General features: G+C 60.9%; 20 protein-coding genes and 1 pseudogene. 14 read left to right on the top strand and 7 right to left on the bottom strand.

What is annotated here, in order from left to right; translation table 11 throughout:
* Positions 1-66: 66 nt before the first annotated feature.
* Positions 67-1,497 (bottom strand): exodeoxyribonuclease I, encoded by a 1,431-nt coding sequence (gene sbcB / locus FFH90_RS07110; RefSeq protein WP_138866909.1) that lies wholly within the window; start codon positions 1,495-1,497, stop codon positions 67-69.
* 183 nt (positions 1,498-1,680) lie between these two features.
* Here sbcB and FFH90_RS07105 point away from each other — a divergent pair, with 183 nt between their 5' ends.
* From FFH90_RS07105 to FFH90_RS07070, 8 genes are all read left to right on the top strand, one after another.
* Positions 1,681-2,406 (top strand): RDD family protein, encoded by a 726-nt coding sequence (locus FFH90_RS07105; protein WP_018926528.1) that lies wholly within the window; start codon positions 1,681-1,683, stop codon positions 2,404-2,406.
* Positions 2,403-3,380 carry a stage II sporulation protein M gene (locus FFH90_RS07100; protein WP_138866908.1) on the top strand — a complete coding sequence of 326 codons (978 nt, stop codon included), beginning with the start codon at positions 2,403-2,405 and terminating at the stop codon, positions 3,378-3,380. The genes FFH90_RS07105 and FFH90_RS07100 overlap by 4 nt, the downstream gene beginning before the upstream one ends.
* Positions 3,367-4,911: a DUF4129 domain-containing protein gene (locus FFH90_RS07095; RefSeq protein WP_138866907.1), complete on the top strand. Its 1,545-nt coding sequence runs from the start codon at positions 3,367-3,369 to the stop codon at positions 4,909-4,911. The genes FFH90_RS07100 and FFH90_RS07095 overlap by 14 nt, the downstream gene beginning before the upstream one ends.
* The gene (locus tag FFH90_RS07090; protein ID WP_111454700.1) at positions 4,908-6,071 is read left to right on the top strand and encodes a DUF4350 domain-containing protein; all 1,164 of its coding nucleotides are present in this window, start codon (positions 4,908-4,910) and stop codon (positions 6,069-6,071) included. Before FFH90_RS07095 ends, FFH90_RS07090 begins: the two co-directional genes overlap by 4 nt.
* Positions 6,068-7,069 carry a MoxR family ATPase gene (locus FFH90_RS07085; protein ID WP_064616339.1) on the top strand — a complete coding sequence of 334 codons (1,002 nt, stop codon included), beginning with the start codon at positions 6,068-6,070 and terminating at the stop codon, positions 7,067-7,069. The genes FFH90_RS07090 and FFH90_RS07085 overlap by 4 nt, the downstream gene beginning before the upstream one ends.
* A gap of 148 nt (positions 7,070-7,217) precedes the next feature.
* The gene (locus tag FFH90_RS07080) at positions 7,218-8,549 is read left to right on the top strand and encodes a DUF58 domain-containing protein (RefSeq protein ID WP_138866906.1); all 1,332 of its coding nucleotides are present in this window, start codon (positions 7,218-7,220) and stop codon (positions 8,547-8,549) included.
* A 142-nt stretch (positions 8,550-8,691) separates the two neighbouring features.
* Positions 8,692-8,940 (top strand): hypothetical protein, encoded by a 249-nt coding sequence (locus FFH90_RS07075; protein WP_111454702.1) that lies wholly within the window; start codon positions 8,692-8,694, stop codon positions 8,938-8,940.
* A gap of 274 nt (positions 8,941-9,214) precedes the next feature.
* On the top strand, positions 9,215-9,601 hold the full coding sequence (locus FFH90_RS07070; protein WP_371924385.1) for a DUF6124 family protein: 387 nt from the start codon (positions 9,215-9,217) through the stop codon (positions 9,599-9,601).
* Between the two features lie 53 nt (positions 9,602-9,654).
* Here FFH90_RS07070 and FFH90_RS07065 read toward each other — a convergent pair whose 3' ends face one another.
* Together FFH90_RS07065 and FFH90_RS07060 are read right to left on the bottom strand one after the other, a co-directional pair.
* Positions 9,655-10,014: a PilZ domain-containing protein gene (locus FFH90_RS07065; RefSeq protein ID WP_138866905.1), complete on the bottom strand. Its 360-nt coding sequence runs from the start codon at positions 10,012-10,014 to the stop codon at positions 9,655-9,657.
* A gap of 232 nt (positions 10,015-10,246) precedes the next feature.
* Positions 10,247-10,621 carry a tol-pal system YbgF family protein gene (locus FFH90_RS07060; protein ID WP_064616335.1) on the bottom strand — a complete coding sequence of 125 codons (375 nt, stop codon included), beginning with the start codon at positions 10,619-10,621 and terminating at the stop codon, positions 10,247-10,249.
* A 173-nt stretch (positions 10,622-10,794) separates the two neighbouring features.
* Between FFH90_RS07060 and pyk the strand changes: the two genes are divergently transcribed.
* Complete coding sequence (gene pyk / locus FFH90_RS07055) at positions 10,795-12,246, top strand: pyruvate kinase (RefSeq protein ID WP_018926537.1); 1,452 nt, start codon at positions 10,795-10,797, stop codon at positions 12,244-12,246.
* Positions 12,247-12,343: 97 nt separating this feature from the next.
* Here pyk and FFH90_RS30625 read toward each other — a convergent pair.
* From FFH90_RS30625 to FFH90_RS07040, 3 genes and pseudogenes are all read right to left on the bottom strand, one after another.
* Positions 12,344-12,463: pseudogene (locus FFH90_RS30625) on the bottom strand (enoyl-CoA hydratase); the annotation flags it as partial.
* Positions 12,464-12,752: 289 nt separating this feature from the next.
* Complete coding sequence (locus FFH90_RS07045) at positions 12,753-13,688, bottom strand: iron-sulfur-binding ferredoxin reductase (RefSeq protein WP_138866904.1); 936 nt, start codon at positions 13,686-13,688, stop codon at positions 12,753-12,755.
* Positions 13,681-14,787 carry a diguanylate cyclase gene (locus FFH90_RS07040; protein ID WP_138866903.1) on the bottom strand — a complete coding sequence of 369 codons (1,107 nt, stop codon included), beginning with the start codon at positions 14,785-14,787 and terminating at the stop codon, positions 13,681-13,683. The genes FFH90_RS07045 and FFH90_RS07040 overlap by 8 nt, the downstream gene beginning before the upstream one ends.
* A 491-nt stretch (positions 14,788-15,278) precedes the next feature.
* On the opposite strand from FFH90_RS07040, the gene FFH90_RS07035 reads away from it, so the two are divergent.
* The 4 genes from FFH90_RS07035 (at position 15,279) to FFH90_RS07020 (ending at position 21,641) form a co-directional block, all read left to right on the top strand.
* A complete protein-coding gene (locus FFH90_RS07035; RefSeq protein ID WP_007938826.1) occupies positions 15,279-16,802 on the top strand; it encodes a fumarate hydratase in 1,524 nt (507 codons plus the stop codon).
* A 217-nt stretch (positions 16,803-17,019) separates the two neighbouring features.
* Positions 17,020-18,780, top strand: coding sequence for an ATP-binding protein (locus FFH90_RS07030; RefSeq protein ID WP_138867660.1), 1,761 nt, complete (start codon positions 17,020-17,022; stop codon positions 18,778-18,780).
* On the top strand, positions 18,780-20,114 hold the full coding sequence (locus tag FFH90_RS07025) for a sigma-54 dependent transcriptional regulator (RefSeq protein WP_028939429.1): 1,335 nt from the start codon (positions 18,780-18,782) through the stop codon (positions 20,112-20,114). Before FFH90_RS07030 ends, FFH90_RS07025 begins: the two co-directional genes overlap by 1 nt.
* A gap of 207 nt (positions 20,115-20,321) precedes the next feature.
* Positions 20,322-21,641 carry an MFS transporter gene (locus tag FFH90_RS07020; RefSeq protein ID WP_018926549.1) on the top strand — a complete coding sequence of 440 codons (1,320 nt, stop codon included), beginning with the start codon at positions 20,322-20,324 and terminating at the stop codon, positions 21,639-21,641.
* A gap of 66 nt (positions 21,642-21,707) precedes the next feature.
* On the opposite strand, the gene FFH90_RS07015 is transcribed toward FFH90_RS07020, so the two are convergent.
* On the bottom strand, positions 21,708-22,463 hold the full coding sequence (locus tag FFH90_RS07015) for a membrane protein (protein WP_018926550.1): 756 nt from the start codon (positions 22,461-22,463) through the stop codon (positions 21,708-21,710).
* A 206-nt stretch (positions 22,464-22,669) separates the two neighbouring features.
* Between FFH90_RS07015 and FFH90_RS07010 the strand changes: the two genes are divergently transcribed.
* Positions 22,670-22,861 (top strand): hypothetical protein, encoded by a 192-nt coding sequence (locus tag FFH90_RS07010; protein ID WP_018926551.1) that lies wholly within the window; start codon positions 22,670-22,672, stop codon positions 22,859-22,861.
* Positions 22,862-22,944 lie beyond the last annotated feature (83 nt).

The raw sequence follows: 22,944 nt of genomic DNA, 5'->3' as shown, positions 1-22,944 counted from the left end.
AAAAGAACGCCAGCAAATGCTGGCGTTTTTTTATGCCCGGAATTCAATCGCAAGTCATTTTCGTTTTCAAATATTCAAACGTTTGCGTAATGCCTGGACATGAATCTGCCATTCATCCAGAACCTCTTGCTGAAACGATGTAGGACTAATCGTCAATTGGGCGGCAGCTGTCAGAAAACTTTCCAGCGTATTGGGAGCGCCCCACTCCGGTGCGGACAAACGTTGCTGACAGAATATTCGCCAGCGCTCTTGCTCTTCCAGGCTCAACGTATCGGGAAAGTTGCGTGCGCGATAACGAAACAATAATTCGGGCAAGCGTTCATCATCGAAAGGCCACTGCTCTTGTGCTAATTGCGCAGGGTCGGCGGCTCTGACTTGCTCACATAGACGTCGATCCCGATCGCCAATAAAACCGTCGTATAACTGTTGCTCGGGGTCCAGGCTCGTGGCGAAATCCTCGCGGGCATAAATTCCCGAGACTTTATCTTGCCAAAGTTGTTGTGCGGCACTTAGCCGCAGCGCCCGTTCCTGATAGAGCGCCATGTCCAGCCCCAAACGTTGCTGATCTTCGGGACGAAGTACCGATAACGGCGCCACGACCGGGCACTTGTTGATGTGTATGAGCTTGAGCGGCACGGGCAGTTCGCCTTCGGCCAGATCGTCACGGCGTGTATAAAGCCGCTGACGCAAGGTTTCGGTATCCAGATCGAGCAGCCCCTGAGGGTCCAGGTGCAGGTCACAGACAATCAGCGCGTTGCGATTGCGTGGATGCCAGGCCAGTGGCAGTACCACGCCGACATAATGGCGGGCCGCCGAAAAGCGTCCGGAAATGTGCACCATCGGCTGCAACAGCCGAATCTGGTCCATCACCTTTTGTTTGCTGCGTAACTGAAACAGCCAGTCATACAACTTCGGCTGTTTTTCACGAATCAGACGCGCCAGGGCGATTGTGGCGCGAACATCCGATAGCGCCTCGTGGGCATTTCCGTGATCGATGCCATTGGCGGCGGTCAGGCGTTCGAGCTTGAGCGTCACCCGCCCTTCGTCATCCGTGGGCCAGACGAAGCCATCGGGACGCAACGCATAAGCCGCGCGCACGATGTCGATCAGGTCCCAGCGGCTGTTGCCGCCCTGCCACTCCCGTGCGTAGGGGTCGAAAAAGTTTCGATACAGGCTGTAACGGGTCATCTCGTCGTCGAAACGCAGCGTGTTGTACCCTGCCCCACAAGTGCCGGGCAGGGCGAGCTGGGCATGAACCCGGGTCATGAAATCGGCTTCGCTCAAACCTTGCTCGGCCAGAAGGCCAGGCGTGATACCGGTGATCGCGCAAGCCGCCGGATGCGGCAGGATGTCGTCACTGGGCTGGCAGTAGAGATTGACCGGCTCGTCTATTTCATTGAGATCGAAGTCGGTGCGAATCCCCGCCACTTGCAACGGACGGTCGCAACGGGGGTTGATGCCAGTGGTTTCGTAGTCGTACCAGAAGATCGAGGTCACGGGTTGTTCCTGAACAGAAGACCGGCGAAGTCTAGGCGCACACAGGCTGCCTCGACCAGAAATGTTGTCATTCAATCACCTCCGGCCGCATACCGTGCAATACATAGTTATGTCGTTTCCCCCCGAGAGGCTGCTAGCATCGAACGGACATCGAATCGCAAACCGGCCACAGCAAGGTTGCCCATGCTCGAGACCACAGCACTGCCACGGAAAGCAACGCTGGCCCCGCCACTCGACACGCGGTATCAGGTCGAAACGCCCGAAGGCATCGACTTGCCACTGCGCCCGGCCGGGTTGATGGTCCGTGCGCTGGCGTTCACCATCGACCTGGGCCTGCGCGGGTTGATCCTGGGCCTGCTGTTCATGGTGCTGGCGTTCCTCGGCAAACTCGGCGCCGGGCTTGGCTCGATTTTGCTGTTCGTGGTGAGCTGGTGGTACATGGTGCTGTTCGAGGTGCTCAATCAGGGGCGCTCGCCGGGCAAGCAATGGATGGGATTGCGCGTGGTGCACGACGATGGCACCCCGATCGGCTGGTCCGCGTCCTTGCTGCGCAACCTGTTGCGATTTGTCGACATGTTGCCGTTCGGCTACTTCCTCGGGGCGATCAGTTGCCTGCAACATCCCACCTTCAAACGCCTCGGCGACCTGGCCGCCGGCACGCTGGTGATCTACCGCGAACAACCGCTCACCCGACCGCAGTTACCCGATGCCCCGCCGCGCCGTGCCGCTTTCGCGCTGACGCTGACCGAGCAACGCGCCATCCTCGGGTTTGCCGAGCGCCAGGGTGAACTCTCCGAGGCGCGGGCAGGTGAACTCGCCTCGATACTCGCGCAACCGCTGCACGTTTCAGCGCCGCAGGCCGTGGCCGAACTCAACGGCATCGCCCGCGGACTGTTGGGCCCGACATGAAGCAAAGCCTATTCGAAAGCCGCCACAAGACCGAATGGGAGCAGTTTGCACTCATGCTCGAACGGCTGGAACGCGGCAAGGAAACCTCGCGAGTCGCCAGCTTCCCCAGCGACTATCGACGGCTCTGCCAACACCTGGCCCTGGCTCAGGAGCGTGGTTACAGCAGCTTTTTGGTCGACTCGTTACAGCAACAAGTGCTGCGCGGGCATCAACAGCTTTATCGGCATCGCAGTTGGCTGAGGGCCAACGTACTGAGCTTCATCCTTGCCGACTTCCCGCGACTGGTGCGCGAACAATGGCCTTTCGTGCTTGCCGCCAGCCTGATATTTTTTGGCAGCCTGATTGGCATCGGGCTGCTGGTGTATCTGTTCCCGGAACTGGTCTACAACCTGATCCCGGCCGAGCAGGTCAGTGAGATGCAAAGCATGTACGACCCCGTCGCCGGTCATCTGGGGCGCTTGGCAGAACGGGCGGCCAGTGAAGACTGGGAGATGTTCGGTTACTACATCATGCACAACATCGGCATCGCGTTTCAGACCTTCGCCAGCGGTTTGCTGTTTGGTCTGGGCAGCGCGTTTTTCCTGTTCTTCAACGGCTTGATGATCGGTGCGGTGGCCGGGCACCTGACGCACATCGGCTACGGGCAAACCTTCTGGTCATTCGTGATCGGGCACGGCGCCTTCGAACTGAGCGCCATTGCCCTGGCCGGTGCCGCCGGCCTGCAACTGGGCTGGGCGTTGATCGCGCCGGGACGTTTGCCCCGCGCCGAAGCCCTGCGAGTGGCGGCGAGCAAGAGCGTGTTGCTGATTTGCGGGGTCATGCTGTTTTTGTTGATTGCAGCGTTTATAGAAGCCTACTGGTCGTCGCGGACCGGAGTCACGCCGCTGACCAAATACCTGGTCGGCGCAGCGCTCTGGGTGTTGGTCGCGACTTATCTGCTGTTTGCCGGACGGACCTGCCATGCGCCTGAGTGACGCCAGTGCAGTGATTCGCCCACGCACAAACTGGGAAGCCATGGACCTGGGGGTGCTGCTGAGTCAGCGCCATCGACGCCTGTTGATGACCAGTTGGGCGATCGTGACCCTACCGATTTTTACCTTGCTCAGCCTGATGCTGTGGGAGTCGCCCTCCCTCGCCCTGTTCCTGTTCTGGTGGCTCAAACCGGCGTTCGACCGGCTACCGCTGTACATCCTGTCCAAAGCCATGTTCGGCGAAACACCCACGCTGAAACAGGCCCTGTGCCAATGGCCGCGCCTGCTCCCGCCGCAACTGCTGGCCAGCCTGACCTGGCGCCGCCTGAGCCTGAGCCGCAGCTTTCTGATGCCGGTGGTACAACTCGAAGGCCTGGAGGGCGAAGCACGACAACAGCGTTTACGCGTGCTGTTGCAGCGCAATGCCGGTGCCGCGCAATGGCTGACAATCATCGGCGTGCACCTGGAAACCGCGTTGTGGATCGGCCTGATGGTGCTGTTCTACATGCTCTTGCCGCTGCAGGTCGAACTGGACTGGGGCTGGCAGACCTTGATTGCCGCCGCCACACAAGACTGGCGCTGGCTGGAACACCTGACCAATGCTTTTTACGCCCTGGTGCTGGTGGTCTGGGAACCGATTTATGTCGCCTGTGGTTTCAGCCTTTACCTGAACCGGCGCACACGGCTGGAAGCCTGGGACATCGAACTGGTGTTCCGCCGCTTGCGCCAACGCCTGAGCAGCGCAGTCATCACGCTGCTGCTGGCGGCGTGTGTGCTGGTGCCGACGGGGCAAAGCGTCTGGGCCGCCGAACCGGGCATGTCACCGGACAGCCCGCGTCTGCTGGAGCAACCGCTGACCAGTCAGGCATCCCGAGACAGCATCAAGGCCATCCTCGATCAGCCACCGTTCAAGAACAAGGAAACGGTGACCCGCTATCGGTTCGGCGAAGACAAGCCCGCCGACGATACCGCGCACGGTGGTCAAACACCCGCCTGGCTGAAAGCGCTGTTCGGTTTGCTCGACAGCCAACGTTTCGGCGCATTGGCCAACCTGATCGAGGTGTTGCTGTGGGGCGCGGTGATCGGCGCCATTGGCCTGTTGATCTGGCGTTACCGCGACTGGTTGCAGGCGTTCGTCAGCCGCCGGCCAGCGCTCAACCGAAAAGTGACGCGACCAATGCCGCAGCAGGCGTTCGGCCTGGACCTCAACCGCGAAACCCTGCCCGCCGATATCGCGGCCAGCGCCGAAAGCCTCTGGCAAACCAACCCGCGTGAAGCCCTTGGCTTGCTCTATCGCGCCTTGCTCAGCCACTTGCTGAACGACTTCGACATGACGCTCAAACCCGCCGACACCGAAGGCGAAGTGCTTCAGCGCGTTGAACAATTGAAGCAACCGTCGTTGCTGGCCTTCAGTAAAAACCTGACCGCACACTGGCAGAACATGGCCTACGGGCATCGCCTGCCACCGGCGCATTTGCAACAGGAACTGTGTGACGGCTGGCGCGCATTGTTCGGCCCCGGAGCGGTCCGTTGAACCGCAAGGCATGGCTGGCGGTCGGCGGGTTCATCGTCGTGCTCTTGGGTGCGCTGAGTGCTTACCTGTATTTCAAGGCCACGCCCTATCAGGTACAAATCGAACACGGCCCGTCCCCTGAAGCCCAGGCCAATCCCTACCTGGCCGCCGAGCATTTTCTGCGCAAACAGGGCCTGACCGTCAGCCACGCCAACAGCCTCGACATCCTGCCGACCCTCGAACCGCGTCAGCACAGCCTGTTGTTGCTCGGCGACCGCTCGAACATGTCGCCGCGCCAGGTGGATCAGGTGTTGAACTGGACCCGGGCCGGTGGGCGCCTGGTATTCGTCGCCGAAGCCCTGTGGGATGAAAAGAACGGCCAAAGCAATGACCTGCTGCTCGACCGGGTGCAGTTGCACCAGTTCCTGAGCAAAGACCTCAAGGACTCGCCTCCCGATCTGCGCGATGATCCCTACCCCAAACTGACCAAGCTCTATCTGGAAAACGAAGAGGCGCCGGCCTACTTCAGCTTCGATACCGCGTTCCACCTCGACGACCCGAAAAACCTCGCCCAGGCCTGGGCCAACAGTGGCAAGGCCACGCACATGATGCAGCTGAGCCACGGGCTGGGTTCGATCACCGTGGTCACCGATGCCGACCTCTGGAAAACCCCGGCCATCAATCAGTACGACAACGCCTGGCTGCTGTGGTACCTGACGGCCGACACCGATGTGACCCTGCTGTTCAATACCGAGCACGACAGTCTGCTGACCTTGTTGTGGCGTTACTTTCCCCAAGCCCTGGTGGCCCTGATCGCCTTGATCGCTTTGGGTTTCTGGCACGTTGGCGTGCGCAGCGGCCCGTTGCTGGAGCCGGCCCCAAGGGCGCGTCGGCATCTTCAGGAACACCTGCGCGCAAGCGCCGATTTCATGCTGCGCCGCAGCGGTCAGCACAGCCTGTTGCACGCCTTGCAGCAAGACATCCTGCGTCGTGTCCGCCACCGTCATCCCGGTTTTGAACAACTCGGCGTCGCCGAACAATGGCTGGTGCTCGCACGCCTGACCGGCCACCCCACACGCGCCATCAGCCAGGCCATGAGCCCGAGACCGAAACAGCGGCTGTCCAGCGCTGAATTCAGCCGTCAGGTCGCCCACCTGCAAACCTTGAGGAACGCCTTATGAGTGAACAGATCGAGCCCGGCACCCAGACCCACGCCGCCCAGCAGCGCCAGCGCGCCGGCCAGTTGGCCCAGGCGATAAGAACGGAGTTGCAAAAAGCGGTGATTGGCCAGAACACCGTGATCGACGATGTGCTCACCGCCCTGATCGCCGGCGGCCATGTGCTGCTCGAAGGCGTGCCGGGGTTGGGCAAGACGTTGCTGGTGCGCGCCCTCGCCCGTTGCTTCGGTGGCGAATACGCCCGCATCCAGTTCACCCCGGACCTGATGCCCAGCGACGTCACCGGGCACGCGGTGTACGACCTGCAAACCGAGCAATTCAAACTGCGCAAAGGCCCGTTGTTCACCAACCTGCTGCTGGCCGATGAAATCAACCGCGCCCCGGCAAAAACCCAGGCCGCGTTGCTCGAAGCCATGCAGGAACGCCAGGTCACCCTCGAAGGCCGCGCCCTGCCCATCGCTCAACCGTTCATGGTGCTGGCCACGCAAAACCCCATCGAACAGGAAGGCACTTACCCGTTACCCGAAGCCGAACTCGACCGCTTCATGCTCAAGGTGCGCATGGATTACCCCGAGGCCGATCAGGAATTGGACATGGTGCGTCAGGTCAGCCGCTCGACCCGCGCCGACATGCTCGATGTACAACCGCTGCGCACCGTGTTGCAAGCCAAGGACGTGCTGGCCTTGCAGCGCATTGCCAGTGACCTGCCGCTGGACGATCAGGTGCTCGATTACGCCGTGCGCCTGGCCCGCACCACCCGCACCTGGCCGGGTTTGACCCTCGGCGCCGGGCCTCGCGCCTCCATCGCCCTGGCACGTTGCGCCCGCGCCCGCGCCTTGTTGCGCGGAGGCGAGTTCGTGATTCCCGACGACATCAAAGGTTGCGCCCTGGCGGTACTGCGTCACCGCGTGCGGATTGCCCCGGAGCTGGACATCGAAGGGCTGGACGTCGATCAGGTGCTCAAGCAACTGCTCGACCAAGTGCCGGCGCCACGCCTGTGAACATGGCCATCCGGACCACCCCTGTGGCGAGGGAGCTTGCTCCCGCCGGGCTGCGAAGCGGCCCCAACATTTCTGATAGGGCGAAGAACTTGCCAGCACTGCGCACTGGAGCGGGAGCAAGCTCCCTCGCCACAGGAACTGTGTGCCGATGAAACCATCCCGGCTTCTACTGGCCTGGCTTGCGGCCTTGCTAGCCATCGGCATCGTGCTGGGCGCCTTACGGGCGCTGAACATCGCCGTTCCATCAAGCCTTTTATCGATCAACTGGGGATTACTGCTAGCCCTGTTGGCCCTGGCGATACTCGATGCCATTCGCCTCAAGCGTTTGCCCTCACCGCGCCTCCAGCGACAAATGCCCGGCAGCCTGGCACTCGGTCGCTGGAGCGAAGTGCGATTGGAGGTCGAGCATGATTTTACCCAACCACTGAACATTCAGATCTTCGACCACGTACCCGACGGCCTGAGCGTCGAAAACCTGCCCCTGTCGGTCGAACTGCAACCTGGCCAACAGAGCCAGATCAGCTACCGCCTGCGCCCGCTCATGCGCGGCCATTTCAGCTTCGAATACTGCGAAATCAACCTGCCGAGCCCCATGGGGTTGTGGTCCGACAAACGCCTGCTCAACATACCCGACACCACCCGCGTCTACCCCGACTTCGCCCGCCTCTACGGCGGCCAGTTGCTGGCGGTGGACAACTGGCTCAGCCAACTCGGCGTACGCCAGCGCCAACGTCGCGGCCTGGGCCTGGAATTCCATCAACTGCGCGAATTCCGCGAAGGCGACAGCCTGCGCCAGATCGACTGGAAAGCCACCGCCCGCCAACGCACCCCCATCGCCCGCGAGTACCAGGACGAGCGCGACCAGCAAATCATCTTCATGCTCGATTGCGGCCGTCGCATGCGCAGCCAGGACGGCGAGCTCGCGCATTTCGATCACGCTCTCAATGCCTGCCTGTTGCTCAGCTACATCGCGTTGCGCCAGGGCGACGCGGTGGGCTTGAGCACCTTCGCCAGCAACCATCCGCACTACCTTGCCCCGGTCAAGGGCACAGGCCAGCTCAACGTGTTGCTCAACACCGTCTACGACCTCGACAGCACCCAACGCCCGGCCGACTACCAGGCCGCCGTCACGCAACTGCTGGCCCGACAAAAACGCAGGGCACTGGTGGTGCTGGTGACCAACTTGCGGGATGAAGACGATGAAGAACTGCTGACCGCCGTCAAACGCCTGAGCAAACTGCATCGGGTGCTGGTGGCGAGCCTGCGCGAAGACTTGCTCGACAGCCTGCGGCAAACGCCGGTGCAAACCTTGCCGGAGGCGCTGGCCTATTGTGGGACGGTGGATTATTTGAATGACCGGGCGCAGCTCCATGAGCGGTTGAGTGCTCATGGAGTGCCGGTGGTGGATGCTCGGCCCTCAGAGTTAGGGGCCGAGTTGGTGACGGCGTATTTGGGGTGGAAAAAAGCTGGAACGATGTAACGTCGAATCGTATATAAAATCGTCATATCACGATGCCGACATGGATATGACGTGCGAGCACGTACGACAAGCCCTCAATCCGGGTACTTACGAAAATCAGTCCCACTCAACAACCTGAAAGCTCTATCGCAAGGAATCCATCATGGACGAGACAAAACTATTTGCTTCAGTGCTAACGCAGATCAATGAGAACCAACTGGCTTTGGGTGCCGCTATAGAAGAACTATCGAATTGGATAGCGCAACGAGGTGCTACCGAAATAGCGAATAACATCCGATGTGCATTGCAAGCGATAGATCGAAACCAAGAATTCATCTCTTTGGCACTTATTTCTATCTCCACCGATTTTAAAGAATCACAAGCTCCAAAAAAGCATGACCCTAATGACTAGCTAACCATCAAGAGTCGTAATTCTCCTCGGCTGTTACCCGATGCTCCTCATCGGGTAACAACTGACGTTCATGGTCAGTAATATGCTTGTTGTCCTCCTCCCGACTTCTCGAATAGCAGCGCTAACGGCTACAGAATGAAGCGCATCTGCCTACAAGTGTCAGCGACCCAGGCTGATTGTGGGTGGTGTCCGTCCCAACATAAGGTTCTCCTTCCCTCGCTGCCGTCCATTCGTCTACCTCCGAATCGGCGGTAGCTCCAACAAGGAGTTAACCGTGTCAATGCCTCGACCCAATTCACTCAATACCATCCCGCGTTCCCCCTACGGAACCCTCGACTCAAGAAAACTCCAAGACGCTGCCAACAGGGCTCTAGATCACTATCTCAAACAGGAAAACACTGAGCCGTGTTTTGCCAACGAACGCCCCACCGAGGAACGATCCATGAAAATGTTCACCGTTGTCCCCGATGCCAATCCCGAAGCCTTGACCATCGAGACCTACGAAACCTTTTCGACGGTCAGCATTCTGCTACTCGACCTGGCGGAAAGCCTGGACGACAAGCCGCGGCATCTGGCCATGGCAATTTACCGGATGAGTGAGTTGGGGCTGATGCTGGTGGAACGGTCGCTGGATAACGAGAAGGCGATTAAAACGACGTAGCGACGAATCCCAGTAGCAGCAGGCTGCGCCAGCTGCTACTGGTTGCGGATTTGTCAGGCTGAAGCAGGCAATGGCTGAAAGCTGAAGTACTGCGTCAACGCCTCCACCAATTGCCCGTACTCCGGCGGTGCCCGTTGCAGGCTGAACCCGGCGTCGTAATGATGGGGCGTGACGTCTTCATGGCACCACAGGCAACACGCCTTCAGGTCAATGACCTGCTGGCAGCCGTCGCTGGCGGGGATTTTCAATCGCAGGTCAAAGTCGACGCCTACCATCATCGGCAACTGGCTGATGAGCATCAGCCCGTCGCTGGACAAGTTGCCCAGAAAGCCGATGGGTTTGTCGGTGACGCTGTTGAACACTTTCAGAAAATACGGCAGTTGATGCCGCTCGATCCGGCGGTCGGTAAACATGCGCAAATGGCCCAGCAAGGCCCTTAAGCAGGGCCGCACTAATGCTTCGGAACGTGCCGGCTCCTTGATAAGCCTGGGCGCGCTCTCCCCGATCCTGGTGCGTCAGCCCTTACAACGCTGACCTGCTGCCGATCACAGGTATCACCTCGGTTTAGAAGCAAGGTTCTAAAACCGATCTCTTGGACTATAGCTCACCACCGCCGGGCGGCCAGCCGTTGCATGACAGCTGCCATCAGAACTGCGTCGGGCGCACGGCCGCCGCGCTACGCGTCGGGTAATGGCCCAGGCTCTGCAAGGTTTCCAGACGGGCGCGAGCGCGGTAGGCGTATTCGCTTTGCGGGTACGAGGCAATGATGAACTGATAAGTCTGCGCCGCATCGATGAACAGCTTCTGCCGTTCCAGGCACTGGCCGCGCATCATCGACACTTCCGGCTGTACGTAGCGACGGGAACGACTTTCACGATCGACCTTGGACAGTTCGAGCATCACCTGTTCGCAGTTGCCGCGTTCGTAGGCGCTGTAGGCATTGTTCAAATGATGGTCCATCGACCAATGGGTGCAGCCCGCAGCACTGAGGGCAAGGACGGCAATGAGCACGAATCGCATAGGGGGATCTCCTGTCTTGCGCTCTGTATCGACCCGTTGTCGGAAATCTTCAGGATGGCGTGCTGTAAAGTTGTCACGTTCAATAAAGAAAGCAATAAGTAGTGCAAACGAACAATGACTACACCCAAAGACCATAGTAGCCTCTGCTAGCGCTTGAACTCAGGAGTCTTTGCATGTCCGTCCGTCGTACCAAAATCGTCGCTACCCTTGGCCCGGCCAGTAACTCGCCGGAAGTTCTCGAACAGCTGATTCTGGCTGGCCTGGACGTCGCCCGCCTGAACTTCTCCCACGGCACCCCCGACGAGCACAAGGCTCGCGCGAAGCTGGTGCGTGACCTCGCTGCCAAGCACGGCCGCTTCGTCGCCCTGCTGGGTGACCTGCAAGGCCCGAAAATCCGTATCGCCAAATTCGCCAACAAGCGGATCGAGCTGAAGATCGGTGATCAATTCACCTTCTCCACCAGCCATCCGCTGACCGAAGGCAACCAGCAAGTGGTCGGCATCGACTACCCGGACCTGGTGAAAGACTGCGGCGTGGGCGACGAGCTGCTGCTCGACGACGGCCGCGTGGTGATGCGCGTCGATACCGCCACTGCCACCGAACTGAATTGCACCGTGACCATCGGCGGCCCGCTGTCGGACCATAAAGGCATCAACCGTCGCGGTGGTGGCCTGACGGCGCCGGCCCTGACCGAGAAAGACAAGGCCGACATCAAGCTCGCCGCCGAAATGGAAGTCGACTACCTCGCGGTGTCCTTCCCCCGTGACGCCGCCGACATGGAATACGCCCGTCAACTGCGCGACGAAGCCGGCGGCACCGCCTGGCTGGTGGCGAAGATCGAACGCGCCGAAGCCGTGGCCGACGACGAAACCCTCGACGGCCTGATCAAAGCCTCCGACGCGGTGATGGTGGCCCGTGGTGACCTGGGCGTGGAAATCGGCGACGCTGAGCTGGTGGGCATTCAGAAGAAAATCATTCTGCACGCACGTCGCCACAACAAGGCCGTGATCGTCGCGACCCAGATGATGGAGTCGATGATCCAGAACCCGATGCCGACCCGCGCCGAAGTGTCCGACGTAGCCAACGCCGTACTCGACTACACGGACGCCGTGATGTTGTCGGCCGAAAGTGCTGCTGGCCTGTACCCGCTGGAAGCGGTGCAAGCCATGGCGCGCATCTGCATCGGCGCTGAAAAGCACCCGACCAGCAAGACCTCCAGCCACCGCATCGGCAAGGAATTCGAGCGCTGCGACGAGAGCATCGCGCTGGCAACCATGTACACCGCCAACCACTTCCCAGGCGTGAAAGCGATCATCGCGCTGACCGAAAGCGGCTACACCCCGCTGATCATGTCGCGTATCCGCTCGTCGGTGCCGATTTACGCGTTCACCCCGCACCGCGAAGCCCAGGCCCGCGCAGCGATGTTCCGTGGCGTGTACACCGTTCCGTTCGACCCGGCCTCGCTGGCACCGAACGAAGTCAGCCAGAAAGCCATCGACGAGCTGGTCAAGCGCGGCGTCGTGCAGAAAGGTGACTGGGTGATCCTGACCAAGGGCGACAGCTACCACACCACCGGCGGTACCAACGGCATGAAGATCCTGCACGTGGGCGACCCGCAGGTCTGAGTGACCGATTGCTGAAAAACAAAAGCCCCGCCATGTGAATGGCGGGGCTTTTTTCGTCTGTGGTGATCGTTCCCACGCAGAGCGTGGGAACGATCGGTTAGTGTTTGCTGATAAACGCTGACAACGCCGCCATCGCTTCCGGCGAGCGCAACCGCTGGGTGAACAACGCGCCCTCTTCTTCTATGACCTGGCGCAGCTGTTCCCGGTCCGGCGCTTCCTCGGGATCGCTGTCGGCAAGTCGTAACCCCTCCGCCAGTTGGCTGAGCATGGCGCGGGTCAGGGCGTTTTTCTTTTCCGGGCGGTTGAGGCGCAGGGTCAGTAAACCGCGCTAACGTTCAAACTGGATGGCGTCGGGCATGGCGTGTCCTGATCTGAGAGGATCAACTGTGGCGAGGGAGCTTGCTCCCGCTTGACCGGGCTGGCGCTCCAGTGCGCAGCGCTCACAAACTTTTGGGGCCGCTACGCAGCTCAGCGGGAGCAAGCTCCCTCGCCACAAAAATCAGCGCTCAACCATGGGGTACAAAGACATCCGCCAGCAGTTGATTGCGCGGCAAACCCGCCAGGTACAGGCGCCGGGCAAAGGCGTCGACGCTGTCGGGTGCTCCGCAGACTAAGGCCAGGGTTTGCCGGGAAACAATGCGCAGTTGCGCCAAAGCCACGGGCAACTCAGCCGCCGTCCACAGCTCGACATTAAGGTTTTCACGGCCCTCGGCCATGGCTTGCAGGGGTTTGGCCAGATAATGCTCACTGGCATCATGGGCCAGGTGAATGACGCGGATGGCGCCCTGGTGATGCTGACGCAACGCTTCACGCAAGATGCCGAACAACGGCCCCAGACCGGTGCCGGCCGCCAGCAACCACAGCGGGCGGGTGTGCCAGTCCGGATCGTAATGCAGCGCCCCGCCGCGCAACTCGCCGAGGCGGATCGGATCGCCGATTTTCAAGCGACGCGCCGCGTCACTGAACTCCCCCGGTTGGCGGCAATCGAGGTGGAATTCCAGAAAGCGGTCTTCTTCCGGCAGGCTGGCCAGGGAATATGGCCGCGCCACCTGCCCCGCCCACAACACCAGATGCTGCCCCGCCTGATAGCGCAACGGGCGCTCGCTGCTCAGGCGCAAGCGCAACACGCTGGCGCTCAGCCAATCGCTGGCGACCACTTGCGCGGCAAGACCATCGCGCAGCGGGTCAAAAGTTTCGACTTGCAGATCGTCAACCACCTGGCACTGACAGGCCAACCGCCAGCCCTGTTGGCGCTGTTCATTGCTCAAGGCATCGGGACGGCTGTCGCTGGGCAGGCCCTCGACACATTTGACCAGGCACGCGTGGCAACTACCGGCGCGGCAGCTGTAGGGCACCGGCACGCCGTTTTGATTGAGGGCATCGAGCAGGTTACTGCCCGCCTCCACTGCCCATTGGCGTTCGCCGACCCGTAACTCAGGCATCGACATTCTCCCAGGCGGCCGCGCAACGGTTACGGCCGTCACGCTTGGCGCGGTACAGCGCCTGATCGGCGCAATGCAAGGCGTGATCCAGATCATCGCCAAGTTCCAACAAGGTCATGCCCGCCGACAGGCTGAGGTGGGCGATCTCCAGGCCGACCAATTCGACATCCATGAAGGCTATGCGCAAGCGCTCGCAACAGGCCGTCAGGCGCTCGGCATCGCAATCGGGCAACAGCACCACGAATTCTTCACCGCCGTAACGGGCCAGAATATCGCCATCGCGCAGGCAGGCCGTGGCCACTCCGGCGAACGCTTGCAGCACCTGATCACCGGCGGCGTGGCCGTGAACATCGTTGATGCGTTTGAAGTGGTCGAGGTCGATCAGCGCCAGGCCATGCACCACACCGACTTCCATGGCATTCAGCTCGCGGGAGGCCAGGCGCAGGAAATGCCGGCGGTTGAACAGCCCGGTGAGTTCGTCGGTCGCCACCAGGCCTTCGAGCTGGCGCATCATCCCGCGCAGGGTGTCTTGATGCGCCTGCAAGGCAAACCGCCGCTGCCGCATACGCTGGCGCGACACCTGGACGTAACGGGCATAAAGCACCAGCCAGCCGAGCACCACAAACAGCACGCACACCTGCAACAGGGACTGCGTCGGGTCGTGCAGCTCGAAGTGGTAGAGCTCCCATAACGTGATGGCGCTGAAACTGAAAAACACCAGCAACGCGCAACGCACAAAAGCAATACGCGACAGATGAAACAGCCCGAACAACAGGATCAGCAGGTAAAACACCAGAAACGCACCGCGCGCCTCGTCCAGATGGGCGATCAGCCAGGATTGCCAACCCAGCCCCAGCAGAATTTGCACTTCGGTCAGGCTGGGGTCGGAACACCGCAGGTTCGTGCCGCTGTAAAACACCGCGAACAACACGGCCTGACTGAACACCGTCAACACGCTGCCGATCACCATGCCAGCAAGGGAGTCGTTGTAATGGCCGGTGAAAAACGCCAGCCACACCAGCAGCAAGGCCAGGGCATAAGTGCCGGCCGCAAGGGCAAAGCGTTTGAGCAAAAGCCGCTGGATGGCGTTATGGGTCAATCGTTGATTCACCGTGCGAAAGGAGGCTGATCGAGTGTCCTACTCTACAGGCCGGATGCCACTTTAGTGGCGAGTCTGATAAATGACCATTCAATTTTTAGGGCGAAATTCTGGCGTCAAACCCATGACTTTGGCTCCAGATAATCTGTGGCGAGGGAGCTTGCTCCCGCTGGGCTGCGCAGCGGCCCCCTGCATTCTTTCGATAGATCGCGATTGCAGGGTTTACGACGGCTTCGCAGCCGAACGGGACGATGCGGCGATCCGACAAGCTCCCTCGCCACAAAAGCCCTTCTATCCATGTGTGGGCGGTATGCGACCAACGTTTGACTGTCAACGGATGTACCCGCCTTTGATGCGCGGTATACTGCCGCGCCTTTTTAGCGTCGCGCCAGCATGCCCGGCGTGCCTTGAAAGGTGTCTGCGACCGACCGATGCACCCAAGCCGCAGGCACCTTATTGAATGTTCCCGTCTTTTAGAGGAGCGCGACTCGATGACCGTGATCAAGCAAGACGACCTGATTCAGAGCGTTGCTGACGCCCTGCAATTCATTTCTTACTACCACCCCGTGGATTTCATCCAGGCGATGCACGAGGCCTACCTGCGTGAAGAATCGCCGGCAGCCCGCGATTCCATCGCGCAAATCCTGATCAACTCGCGCATGTGCGCCACCGGCCACCGCCCGATCTGCCAGGATACCGGCATCGTCACCGTGTTCGTGCGCGTAGGCATGGACGTACGTTGGGATGGCGCCACCATGGGCCTGGACGACATGATCAACGAAGGCGTGCGCCGGGCTTACAACCTGCCGGAAAACGTCCTGCGTGCCTCGATCCTCGCCGACCCGGCGGGTGCTCGTAAAAACACCAAGGACAACACCCCGGCTGTGATCCACTACTCCATCGTTCCGGGTAACACCGTGGAAGTGGACGTGGCGGCCAAGGGCGGCGGTTCCGAGAACAAGTCGAAAATGGCCATGCTCAACCCGTCCGACTCGATCGTCGACTGGGTTTTGAAAACCGTTCCGACCATGGGCGCCGGCTGGTGCCCACCGGGCATGCTCGGCATCGGCATCGGCGGCACCGCCGAGAAAGCCGCCGTGATGGCCAAGGAAGTGTTGATGGAATCCATCGACATTCACGAGCTCAAAGCACGCGGCCCGCAGAACCGTATCGAAGAGATGCGCCTGGAGCTGTTCGAGAAGGTCAACCAACTGGGCATCGGTGCCCAGGGCCTGGGCGGTCTGACCACCGTGCTCGACGTGAAGATCATGGATTACCCGACCCACGCCGCCTCCCTGCCGGTGTGCATGATCCCGAACTGCGCCGCCACCCGTCACGCGCACTTCGTGCTCGACGGTTCCGGCCCGGCCTCGCTGGAAGCGCCACCGCTGGACGCCTACCCGGAAATCGTCTGGGAAGCCGGCCCATCGGCCCGTCGCGTCAACCTCGACACCCTGACACCGGAAGAAGTGCAGAGCTGGAAGCCGGGCGAAACCGTCCTGCTCAACGGCAAGATGCTCACCGGCCGCGACGCCGCGCACAAGCGCATGGTCGAGATGCTGAACAAGGGTGAAACCCTGCCGGTGGACCTGAAAGGTCGCTTCATCTACTACGTCGGCCCGGTTGATCCGGTGCGCGAAGAAGTGGTTGGCCCGGCTGGCCCGACTACCGCTACGCGGATGGACAAGTTCACCCGTCAGATCCTCGAGCAAACCGGCCTGTTGGGCATGATCGGCAAATCCGAGCGCGGCCCGACCGCAATCGAAGCGATCAAGGACCACAAAGCCGTTTACCTGATGGCAGTCGGCGGCGCGGCTTACCTGGTGGCGCAAGCGATCAAGAAATCCCGCGTGGTGGCGTTCGCCGAACTGGGGATGGAAGCGATCTACGAGTTCGACGTGAAAGACATGCCGGTCACCGTTGCGGTGGACAGCAAGGGTGAGTCGGTACACATCACTGGCCCTGCGATCTGGCAGCAGAAGATCAGCGAAAGCCTGGCGGTGGAAGTGCAGTAAGCGCTTCAGTCTGCCCGTACGGCCGGCTCATCGTTATGGATGACCCGGCCGTTTTTTTTATCCAGTGTCCAAACCGTTCGCGATAGAAAAACCTGGTACTTTGGCAACTCTCAAGCCTGTCAGTCGCCCGAACGATCGGTGAGTGCGCGAACAGGACGCCGAGCCGATCACCTGCATGGTATGGTGCCCGCCCGACTTACTCTCTGTTTGCGCCAGCATGCTGCCGACCTCCCGTACCCTGCGTCTGTCGTTGTACTCCCTGCTGATCGTCGCCGGTGCCGTCCTCGCCGCCACCCTGGCCATCCGCCACGCCGAACGCCAGGCGCTGGAAGAAGACGCCGCCCGCGCCAACCAGCAACTGGCGCTGTACGCCAATTCCCTGCATACCCTGATCGACCGCTACCGAGCCCTGCCCGCCGTGCTGGCGCTGGACCCGGAGTTGCGCGCCGCGCTCGATGGCCCGGTAACGCCTGAGCAGCAGGACGCACTGAACCGCAAACTGGAAAAAATCAACGGTGCCGCGCAGTCCTCGACCCTGGAACTGCTCGACCGCACCGGCCTGGCCGTGGCCGCCAGCAATTGGCGTTTGCCCAGCAGTTACGTCGGCCACAACTACGGTTTTCGCCCTTACTTCAGCCAGACCCGCACCCAGGGCGCCGGGCGCTTTTATGCGGTAGGCGTCACCAGTGGCATTCCCGGTTACTTTCTCTCCAGCGCGGTGACCCGCGACAGCGGCGAGTTCCTCGGCGCCATGGTGGTGAAACTGGAATTCCCGGAGCTGGAGCGCGAATGGCGTCAGGGCAGCGACACGTTGCTGGTCAGCGATGCGCGCGGGATCATCTTCATTGCCAACCAGCCGGGCTGGCGCTATCGCCTGTTGAAACCGTTGAACGACAGCGATCACACCGAGCTCAAGGCCACCCGCCAATACGACAAACAACCGCTGACACCGCTGGATTACCAATCGCTGCAGCGCTTTGACGACAACAGTGATCTGGCGCGCGTCGTCGGACCTGACGGCACGGCAAACTACCTGTGGGAATCGCTGCCGCTGAGCACTGAAGGCTGGACCTTGCACCTGTTGCGCCGCCCGCAAGTCGCCTTCGAAGACATCCGTAACGCCGCGCTCGCCGCTGCCGGGTTGTGGCTGGCGCTGGTGTTTCTGTTGCTGTTCCTTAATCAACGCTGGCGCCTGGCCAAAATGCGCCAACGCAGCCGCGAAGAACTCGAACAACTGGTGGAAGAACGCACCCGTGACCTGCGCACCGCTCAGGACGGACTGGTGCAATCGGCCAAACTCGCGGCGCTGGGGCAGATGTCCGCAGCGCTGGCCCATGAAATCAATCAGCCCCTGACCGCCCAGCGCATGCAGCTTGCTACGCTGAGGTTGCTACTCGATCACGGCCGGGTCGACGACGCCTACAAGGCGCTCAAACCGGTGGACGACATGCTCACGCGCATGGCCGCCCTCACCGGCCACCTGAAAACCTTCGCGCGCAAAAGCCCCAGCGGTTTGCGCGAACGGCTGGATCTGGCGGCGGTGGTGGATCAGGCCCTGCAATTGCTCGACGCGCGCCTGCGCGATGAACAGGTCAGCCTGGTGCTGCACCTGACCCGTCCGGCCTGGGTGCGTGGCGATGCGATTCGTCTGGAACAGGTGCTGATCAACCTGCTGCGCAACGCCCTGGACGCCATGCAGGGCAAACCCTGCAAGCGTCTGGAGATTCGTCTCGAAGCCGATGAACAGCTATGGCGCCTGAGTGTGATCGACAATGGCGGCGGCATTGCCGAAGAACATTTGAGCCAGGTGTTCGATCCATTCTTTACCACTAAGCCGGTGGGTGATGGCCTGGGCTTGGGGCTGGCCGTGTCCTTTGCCATCGTCCACGAAGCGGGCGGACGCCTGAGCGCCGATAATGGCGAGAAAGGCGCGGTATTCACCCTGACGTTGCCCATTGATCTGGAGGTATTTGCCTGATGCTCAATTCGGTGATGGTGGTCGATGACGAAAGCAGCATCCGCAGCGCCGTCGAACAGTGGCTGAGCCTGTCGGGGTTCGAGGTGCAGCTGTTCAGCCGCGCCGATGAGTGCCTGGCGCAACTGCCGAAACACTTCCCCGGGGTGATTCTCAGCGATGTGCGCATGCCCGGCATGAGCGGGCTGGAGCTGCTGGCCGAAGTGCAGCGCCGCGACGCCGATTTGCCGGTGATCTTGCTGACCGGTCACGGCGATGTGCCGATGGCCGTCGAAGCGATGCGCGATGGCGCCTACGATTTCCTCGAAAAACCCTTCAGCCCGGAAACCCTGCTGAGCAGCCTGCGTCGGGCGCTGGACAAACGCCGGCTGGTGCTGGAAAACCGTGCCCTGCACGAGCAGGCCGACAATCGCGCCAAACTCGATGCCACCCTGCTGGGAGTGTCCCGTGGTTTGCAGACGCTGCGCCGGCAAGTGCTGGATCTGGCGACGCTGCCGGTCAATGTGCTGATCCGTGGCGAAACCGGCAGCGGCAAGGAACTGGTTGCCCGCTGCCTGCACGACTTCGGCCCCCGCGCCGACAAGCCCTTTGTCGCGCTGAACTGCGCGGCGATTCCCGAGCAGTTGTTCGAGGCCGAACTGTTCGGCCATGAGAGCGGCGCGTTCACCGGCGCCCAGGGCAAGCGCATCGGCAAGCTCGAATACGCTGACGGCGGCACGCTGTTTCTCGATGAAATCGAAAGCATGCCGCTGGCGCAGCAGGTGAAACTGCTGCGGGTGTTGCAGGAGCAGAAGCTTGAGCGATTGGGCTCCAACCAGAGTATCCGCGTGGATTTGCGGATCATCGCCGCGACCAAACCCGACTTGCTGGATGAAGCCCGGGCCGGGCGTTTTCGCGAGGACCTGGCGTATCGCTTGAACGTCGCCGAGCTGCGGCTGCCGCCGTTGCGTGATCGGCGTGAAGACATTCCACTGCTGTTCGAGTTCTTCGCGCAGAGTGCCGCCGAACGCCTTGGCCGTACCTTTCCACCGTTGAGCGGGCCGCAATTGAGCCATCTGCTGAGCCACGACTGGCCGGGCAATGTACGCGAACTGGCGAACGTCGCCGAGCGCCAGGTGCTGGGCCTCGGCGAACCGGAACCGGTGGGGATCGATCCCGGCCAGTCACTGGCGGCGCAGCAGGAAGCCTTCGAAGCGCATTGCTTGCGCGCGGCGCTGACCCGGCATAAGGGCGATGTGAAAGCGGTGCTTGAAGAACTGCAACTGCCGCGCCGTACCTTCAATGAAAAGATGCAGCGCCATGGTTTGAGCCGGGAGATGTTCATATCCGATACATGACCTGTGGTAAGGAGGCTTGCCCCCTCACCACAGGTCATCGGCGGAAATCCGCTCATGCTTGCGCATACCTTGAGCGACTATCCGCTCAACAAAACCTCTCCCCCCCCTCTAAACCGGCCCTCCTCCCCTTGGCACAGCTCCTGCTATAGCCCCTGCAGGCTGCGTTTACACGCGCTCCACAAAAACAATTAAACGAAGGATCCTTCAATGGATAACTCCAACGCCCTGCCCCTTGGGTCGGCTGCCGTGCCGGCTAAAGAAAGAAGCACCGCCAGCCGGATCAAATCGATCTTCAGCGGCTCTGTCGGCAACATGGTCGAGTGGTATGACTGGTACGTCTACGCCGCCTTCTCCCTGTACTTCGCCAAAGTCTTCTTCCCCAAAGGCGACACCACCGCCCAACTGCTCAACACCGCCGCAATCTTCGCCGTGGGCTTTTTGATGCGCCCGATCGGCGGTTGGCTGATGGGCCTCTACGCCGACAAGGCCGGCCGTAAAGCCGCGCTCATGGCGTCGGTCTACCTGATGTGCTTCGGCTCGCTGCTGATCGCCCTGAGCCCGGGCTATGAAACCATCGGTATCGGCGCGCCGATCCTGCTGGTGTTCGCCCGCCTGCTACAAGGTTTGTCGGTGGGGGGTGAGTACGGCACCTCGGCAACGTACCTCAGCGAGATGGCGACCAAGGAACGTCGCGGCTTCTACTCCAGCTTCCAGTACGTGACGCTGATCTCCGGCCAGCTCATCGCCCTGGGTGTGCTGATCGTGCTGCAAAACTTCCTGACCACCGAAGAGCTGTACGCCTGGGGCTGGCGCATTCCGTTCGCCATCGGTGCGCTGTGTGCCGTGGTCGCGCTGTATCTGCGTCGCGGCATGGAAGAAACCGAGTCGTTCACCAAGAAAGAGAAAGCCCGAGAAAGCGCGATGCGCACCTTGCTGCGCCATCCCAAGGAACTGATGACCGTGGTCGGCCTGACCATGGGCGGCACGCTGGCGTTCTACACCTACACCACGTACATGCAGAAATACCTGGTGAACACCGTCGGCATGAGCATTTCCGACTCCACCACGATTTCCGCGGCCACGCTGTTCCTGTTCATGTGCCTGCAACCGATCATCGGCGGGCTGTCGGATAAAGTCGGTCGTCGGCCGATCCTGATTGCCTTCGGCATTCTCGGGACGCTGTTCACCGTACCGATCCTGACCACCCTGCACACCATCCAGAGCTGGTGGGGCGCGTTCTTCCTGATCATGGCGGCGCTGATCATCGTCAGCGGCTACACCTCGATCAACGCGGTGGTCAAAGCCGAACTGTTCCCGACCGAAATCCGCGCCCTGGGCGTCGGCCTGCCATACGCACTGACCGTGTCGATCTTCGGCGGCACCGCTGAATACATCGCGCTGTGGTTCAAGAGCATCGGCATGGAAACCGGTTACTACTGGTATGTCACGGCGTGCATCGCGGTGTCGTTGCTGGTGTACGTGACCATGAAAGACACCCGCAAGCATTCGCGGATCGAGACCGACTGACAGCAATATTGATAGTGGCTGTACCGTCCTCTTCGCAGGCAAGCCCGTGAAGAGGACGACTCAGTCTCAAGTCAACTCGGCCGCCGTCTGCTTCGCGTACTTGCCCTGCACGTAAGACGCCCCCGCAATCATCACCACCAGAACCCCCGCCAACACCAGCGACGAACCGATGGTGCCGAAATCCAGGCCACCCTTTGCATGGGGTTTGGTCAGGAAGTCACCCAAGGTTGCGCCGAATGGCCGCGTCAGCACGAACGCCACCCAGAACAGCAGCACCGACGAAATCTTCGTGAAGTATTTCAACAGCACCACCAGCGCAATGGTCGAACCGATCAACAGTGCGCCGCCGGCAAAACCCAGGCCCGAGTCGTCGGCCAGGTAATCGCCAAGCGCCGTGCCCAGGGTGTTGGAAAACAGAATCGCCATCCAATAGAACATCTCGCCCCGGAAGGTCTGGACCTTGGTGACGTTCAGCGAATCGCCGCTCAAGCGCCAGGCCGCGAATATCCCCAGCAGAATCGCAATCAGGATCATCGAACCCGTGGCGTAGCCCAATTCAAGGGTGCGGTCCATGAAGTCGGACATGGTGGTGCCTGCGGTGCTGGTCGACAGAATCACGATCCAGTACAGCACCGGCTTGTAGGTTTTGGACATCAACTGCGTGACCAGCGTCAGCACAAAGACGCTGATCAGGATCAGCGAGCTGATGGCGTAACCGACATTAAGGGTCATCGATAACAAATCCCCCGCGGTTTCACCCAGGGTCGTTGCGCAGATTTTCATGACCCAGAACGCCAGGGTGATCTGAGGAAGTTTATTCATTCAAGGCAAGCTCCAGTTCGTGGCGGTCGTTTCTTCGGGTTATTGACCGGTGCGCAGACTGGCGGTGGAGCGGTGAAAAATAGGTAAGTGCAGGATGAAAATTCTGTCACGCAGACAAGAGAGCCCGATTAATCGCTGGTTAATGCCCAGTACGCATCCTGCCCCCCGTCGATCAATTCATTGCAATGTGCAAACTGGAGTTACCCATGAAAACCAAACTGATGCTTGCCCTGACCCTCTCTGTGCTGGCGGCCAATACCTTCGCCGCCGATGGTTACGACCGCACCGGTTCCGCCGTCTTCACTGCGCAAAGCAACACCGCAGACGACAGCCGCACCGACGCGGCCAAAGTCGCTACCGACAGCGTCGATCGCACCGACGCTGCCCGTACCAACTGATCCCTGTACGCACCACACAGCCCGGCTCTGGCCGGGCTTAGTCATTTCTGGGGAAAGCAAAACCCGGTGATCGCCACAGAAGC

The sequence above is a fragment of the Pseudomonas sp. ATCC 43928 genome, from assembly GCF_005938665.2.
In the GTDB taxonomy this organism is placed as follows: domain Bacteria; phylum Pseudomonadota; class Gammaproteobacteria; order Pseudomonadales; family Pseudomonadaceae; genus Aquipseudomonas.
The sequence above is the reverse complement of the archived record's forward strand: the minus strand, read 5'-3'. Positions and strand labels throughout refer to the sequence as shown.

Excerpts from the sequence above, each read along its gene's own strand:
- FFH90_RS07105 (WP_018926528.1), top strand. The coding sequence starts at position 1,681 with ATGCTCGAGACCACAGCACTGCCACGGAAAGCAACGCTGGCCCCGCCA.
- FFH90_RS07100 (WP_138866908.1), top strand. The coding sequence starts at position 2,403 with ATGAAGCAAAGCCTATTCGAAAGCCGCCACAAGACCGAATGGGAGCAG.
- FFH90_RS07095 (WP_138866907.1), top strand. The coding sequence starts at position 3,367 with ATGCGCCTGAGTGACGCCAGTGCAGTGATTCGCCCACGCACAAACTGG.
- FFH90_RS07085 (WP_064616339.1), top strand. The coding sequence starts at position 6,068 with ATGAGTGAACAGATCGAGCCCGGCACCCAGACCCACGCCGCCCAGCAG.
- FFH90_RS07080 (WP_138866906.1), top strand. The coding sequence starts at position 7,218 with ATGAAACCATCCCGGCTTCTACTGGCCTGGCTTGCGGCCTTGCTAGCC.
- FFH90_RS07075 (WP_111454702.1), top strand. The coding sequence starts at position 8,692 with ATGGACGAGACAAAACTATTTGCTTCAGTGCTAACGCAGATCAATGAG.
- FFH90_RS07065 (WP_138866905.1), bottom strand. The coding sequence starts at position 10,014 with ATGTTTACCGACCGCCGGATCGAGCGGCATCAACTGCCGTATTTTCTG.
- FFH90_RS07060 (WP_064616335.1), bottom strand. The coding sequence starts at position 10,621 with ATGCGATTCGTGCTCATTGCCGTCCTTGCCCTCAGTGCTGCGGGCTGC.
- pyk (WP_018926537.1), top strand. The coding sequence starts at position 10,795 with ATGTCCGTCCGTCGTACCAAAATCGTCGCTACCCTTGGCCCGGCCAGT.
- FFH90_RS07045 (WP_138866904.1), bottom strand. The coding sequence starts at position 13,688 with ATGCCTGAGTTACGGGTCGGCGAACGCCAATGGGCAGTGGAGGCGGGC.
- FFH90_RS07035 (WP_007938826.1), top strand. The coding sequence starts at position 15,279 with ATGACCGTGATCAAGCAAGACGACCTGATTCAGAGCGTTGCTGACGCC.
- FFH90_RS07030 (WP_138867660.1), top strand. The coding sequence starts at position 17,020 with ATGCTGCCGACCTCCCGTACCCTGCGTCTGTCGTTGTACTCCCTGCTG.
- FFH90_RS07025 (WP_028939429.1), top strand. The coding sequence starts at position 18,780 with ATGCTCAATTCGGTGATGGTGGTCGATGACGAAAGCAGCATCCGCAGC.
- FFH90_RS07020 (WP_018926549.1), top strand. The coding sequence starts at position 20,322 with ATGGATAACTCCAACGCCCTGCCCCTTGGGTCGGCTGCCGTGCCGGCT.
- FFH90_RS07015 (WP_018926550.1), bottom strand. The coding sequence starts at position 22,463 with ATGAATAAACTTCCTCAGATCACCCTGGCGTTCTGGGTCATGAAAATC.
- FFH90_RS07010 (WP_018926551.1), top strand. The coding sequence starts at position 22,670 with ATGAAAACCAAACTGATGCTTGCCCTGACCCTCTCTGTGCTGGCGGCC.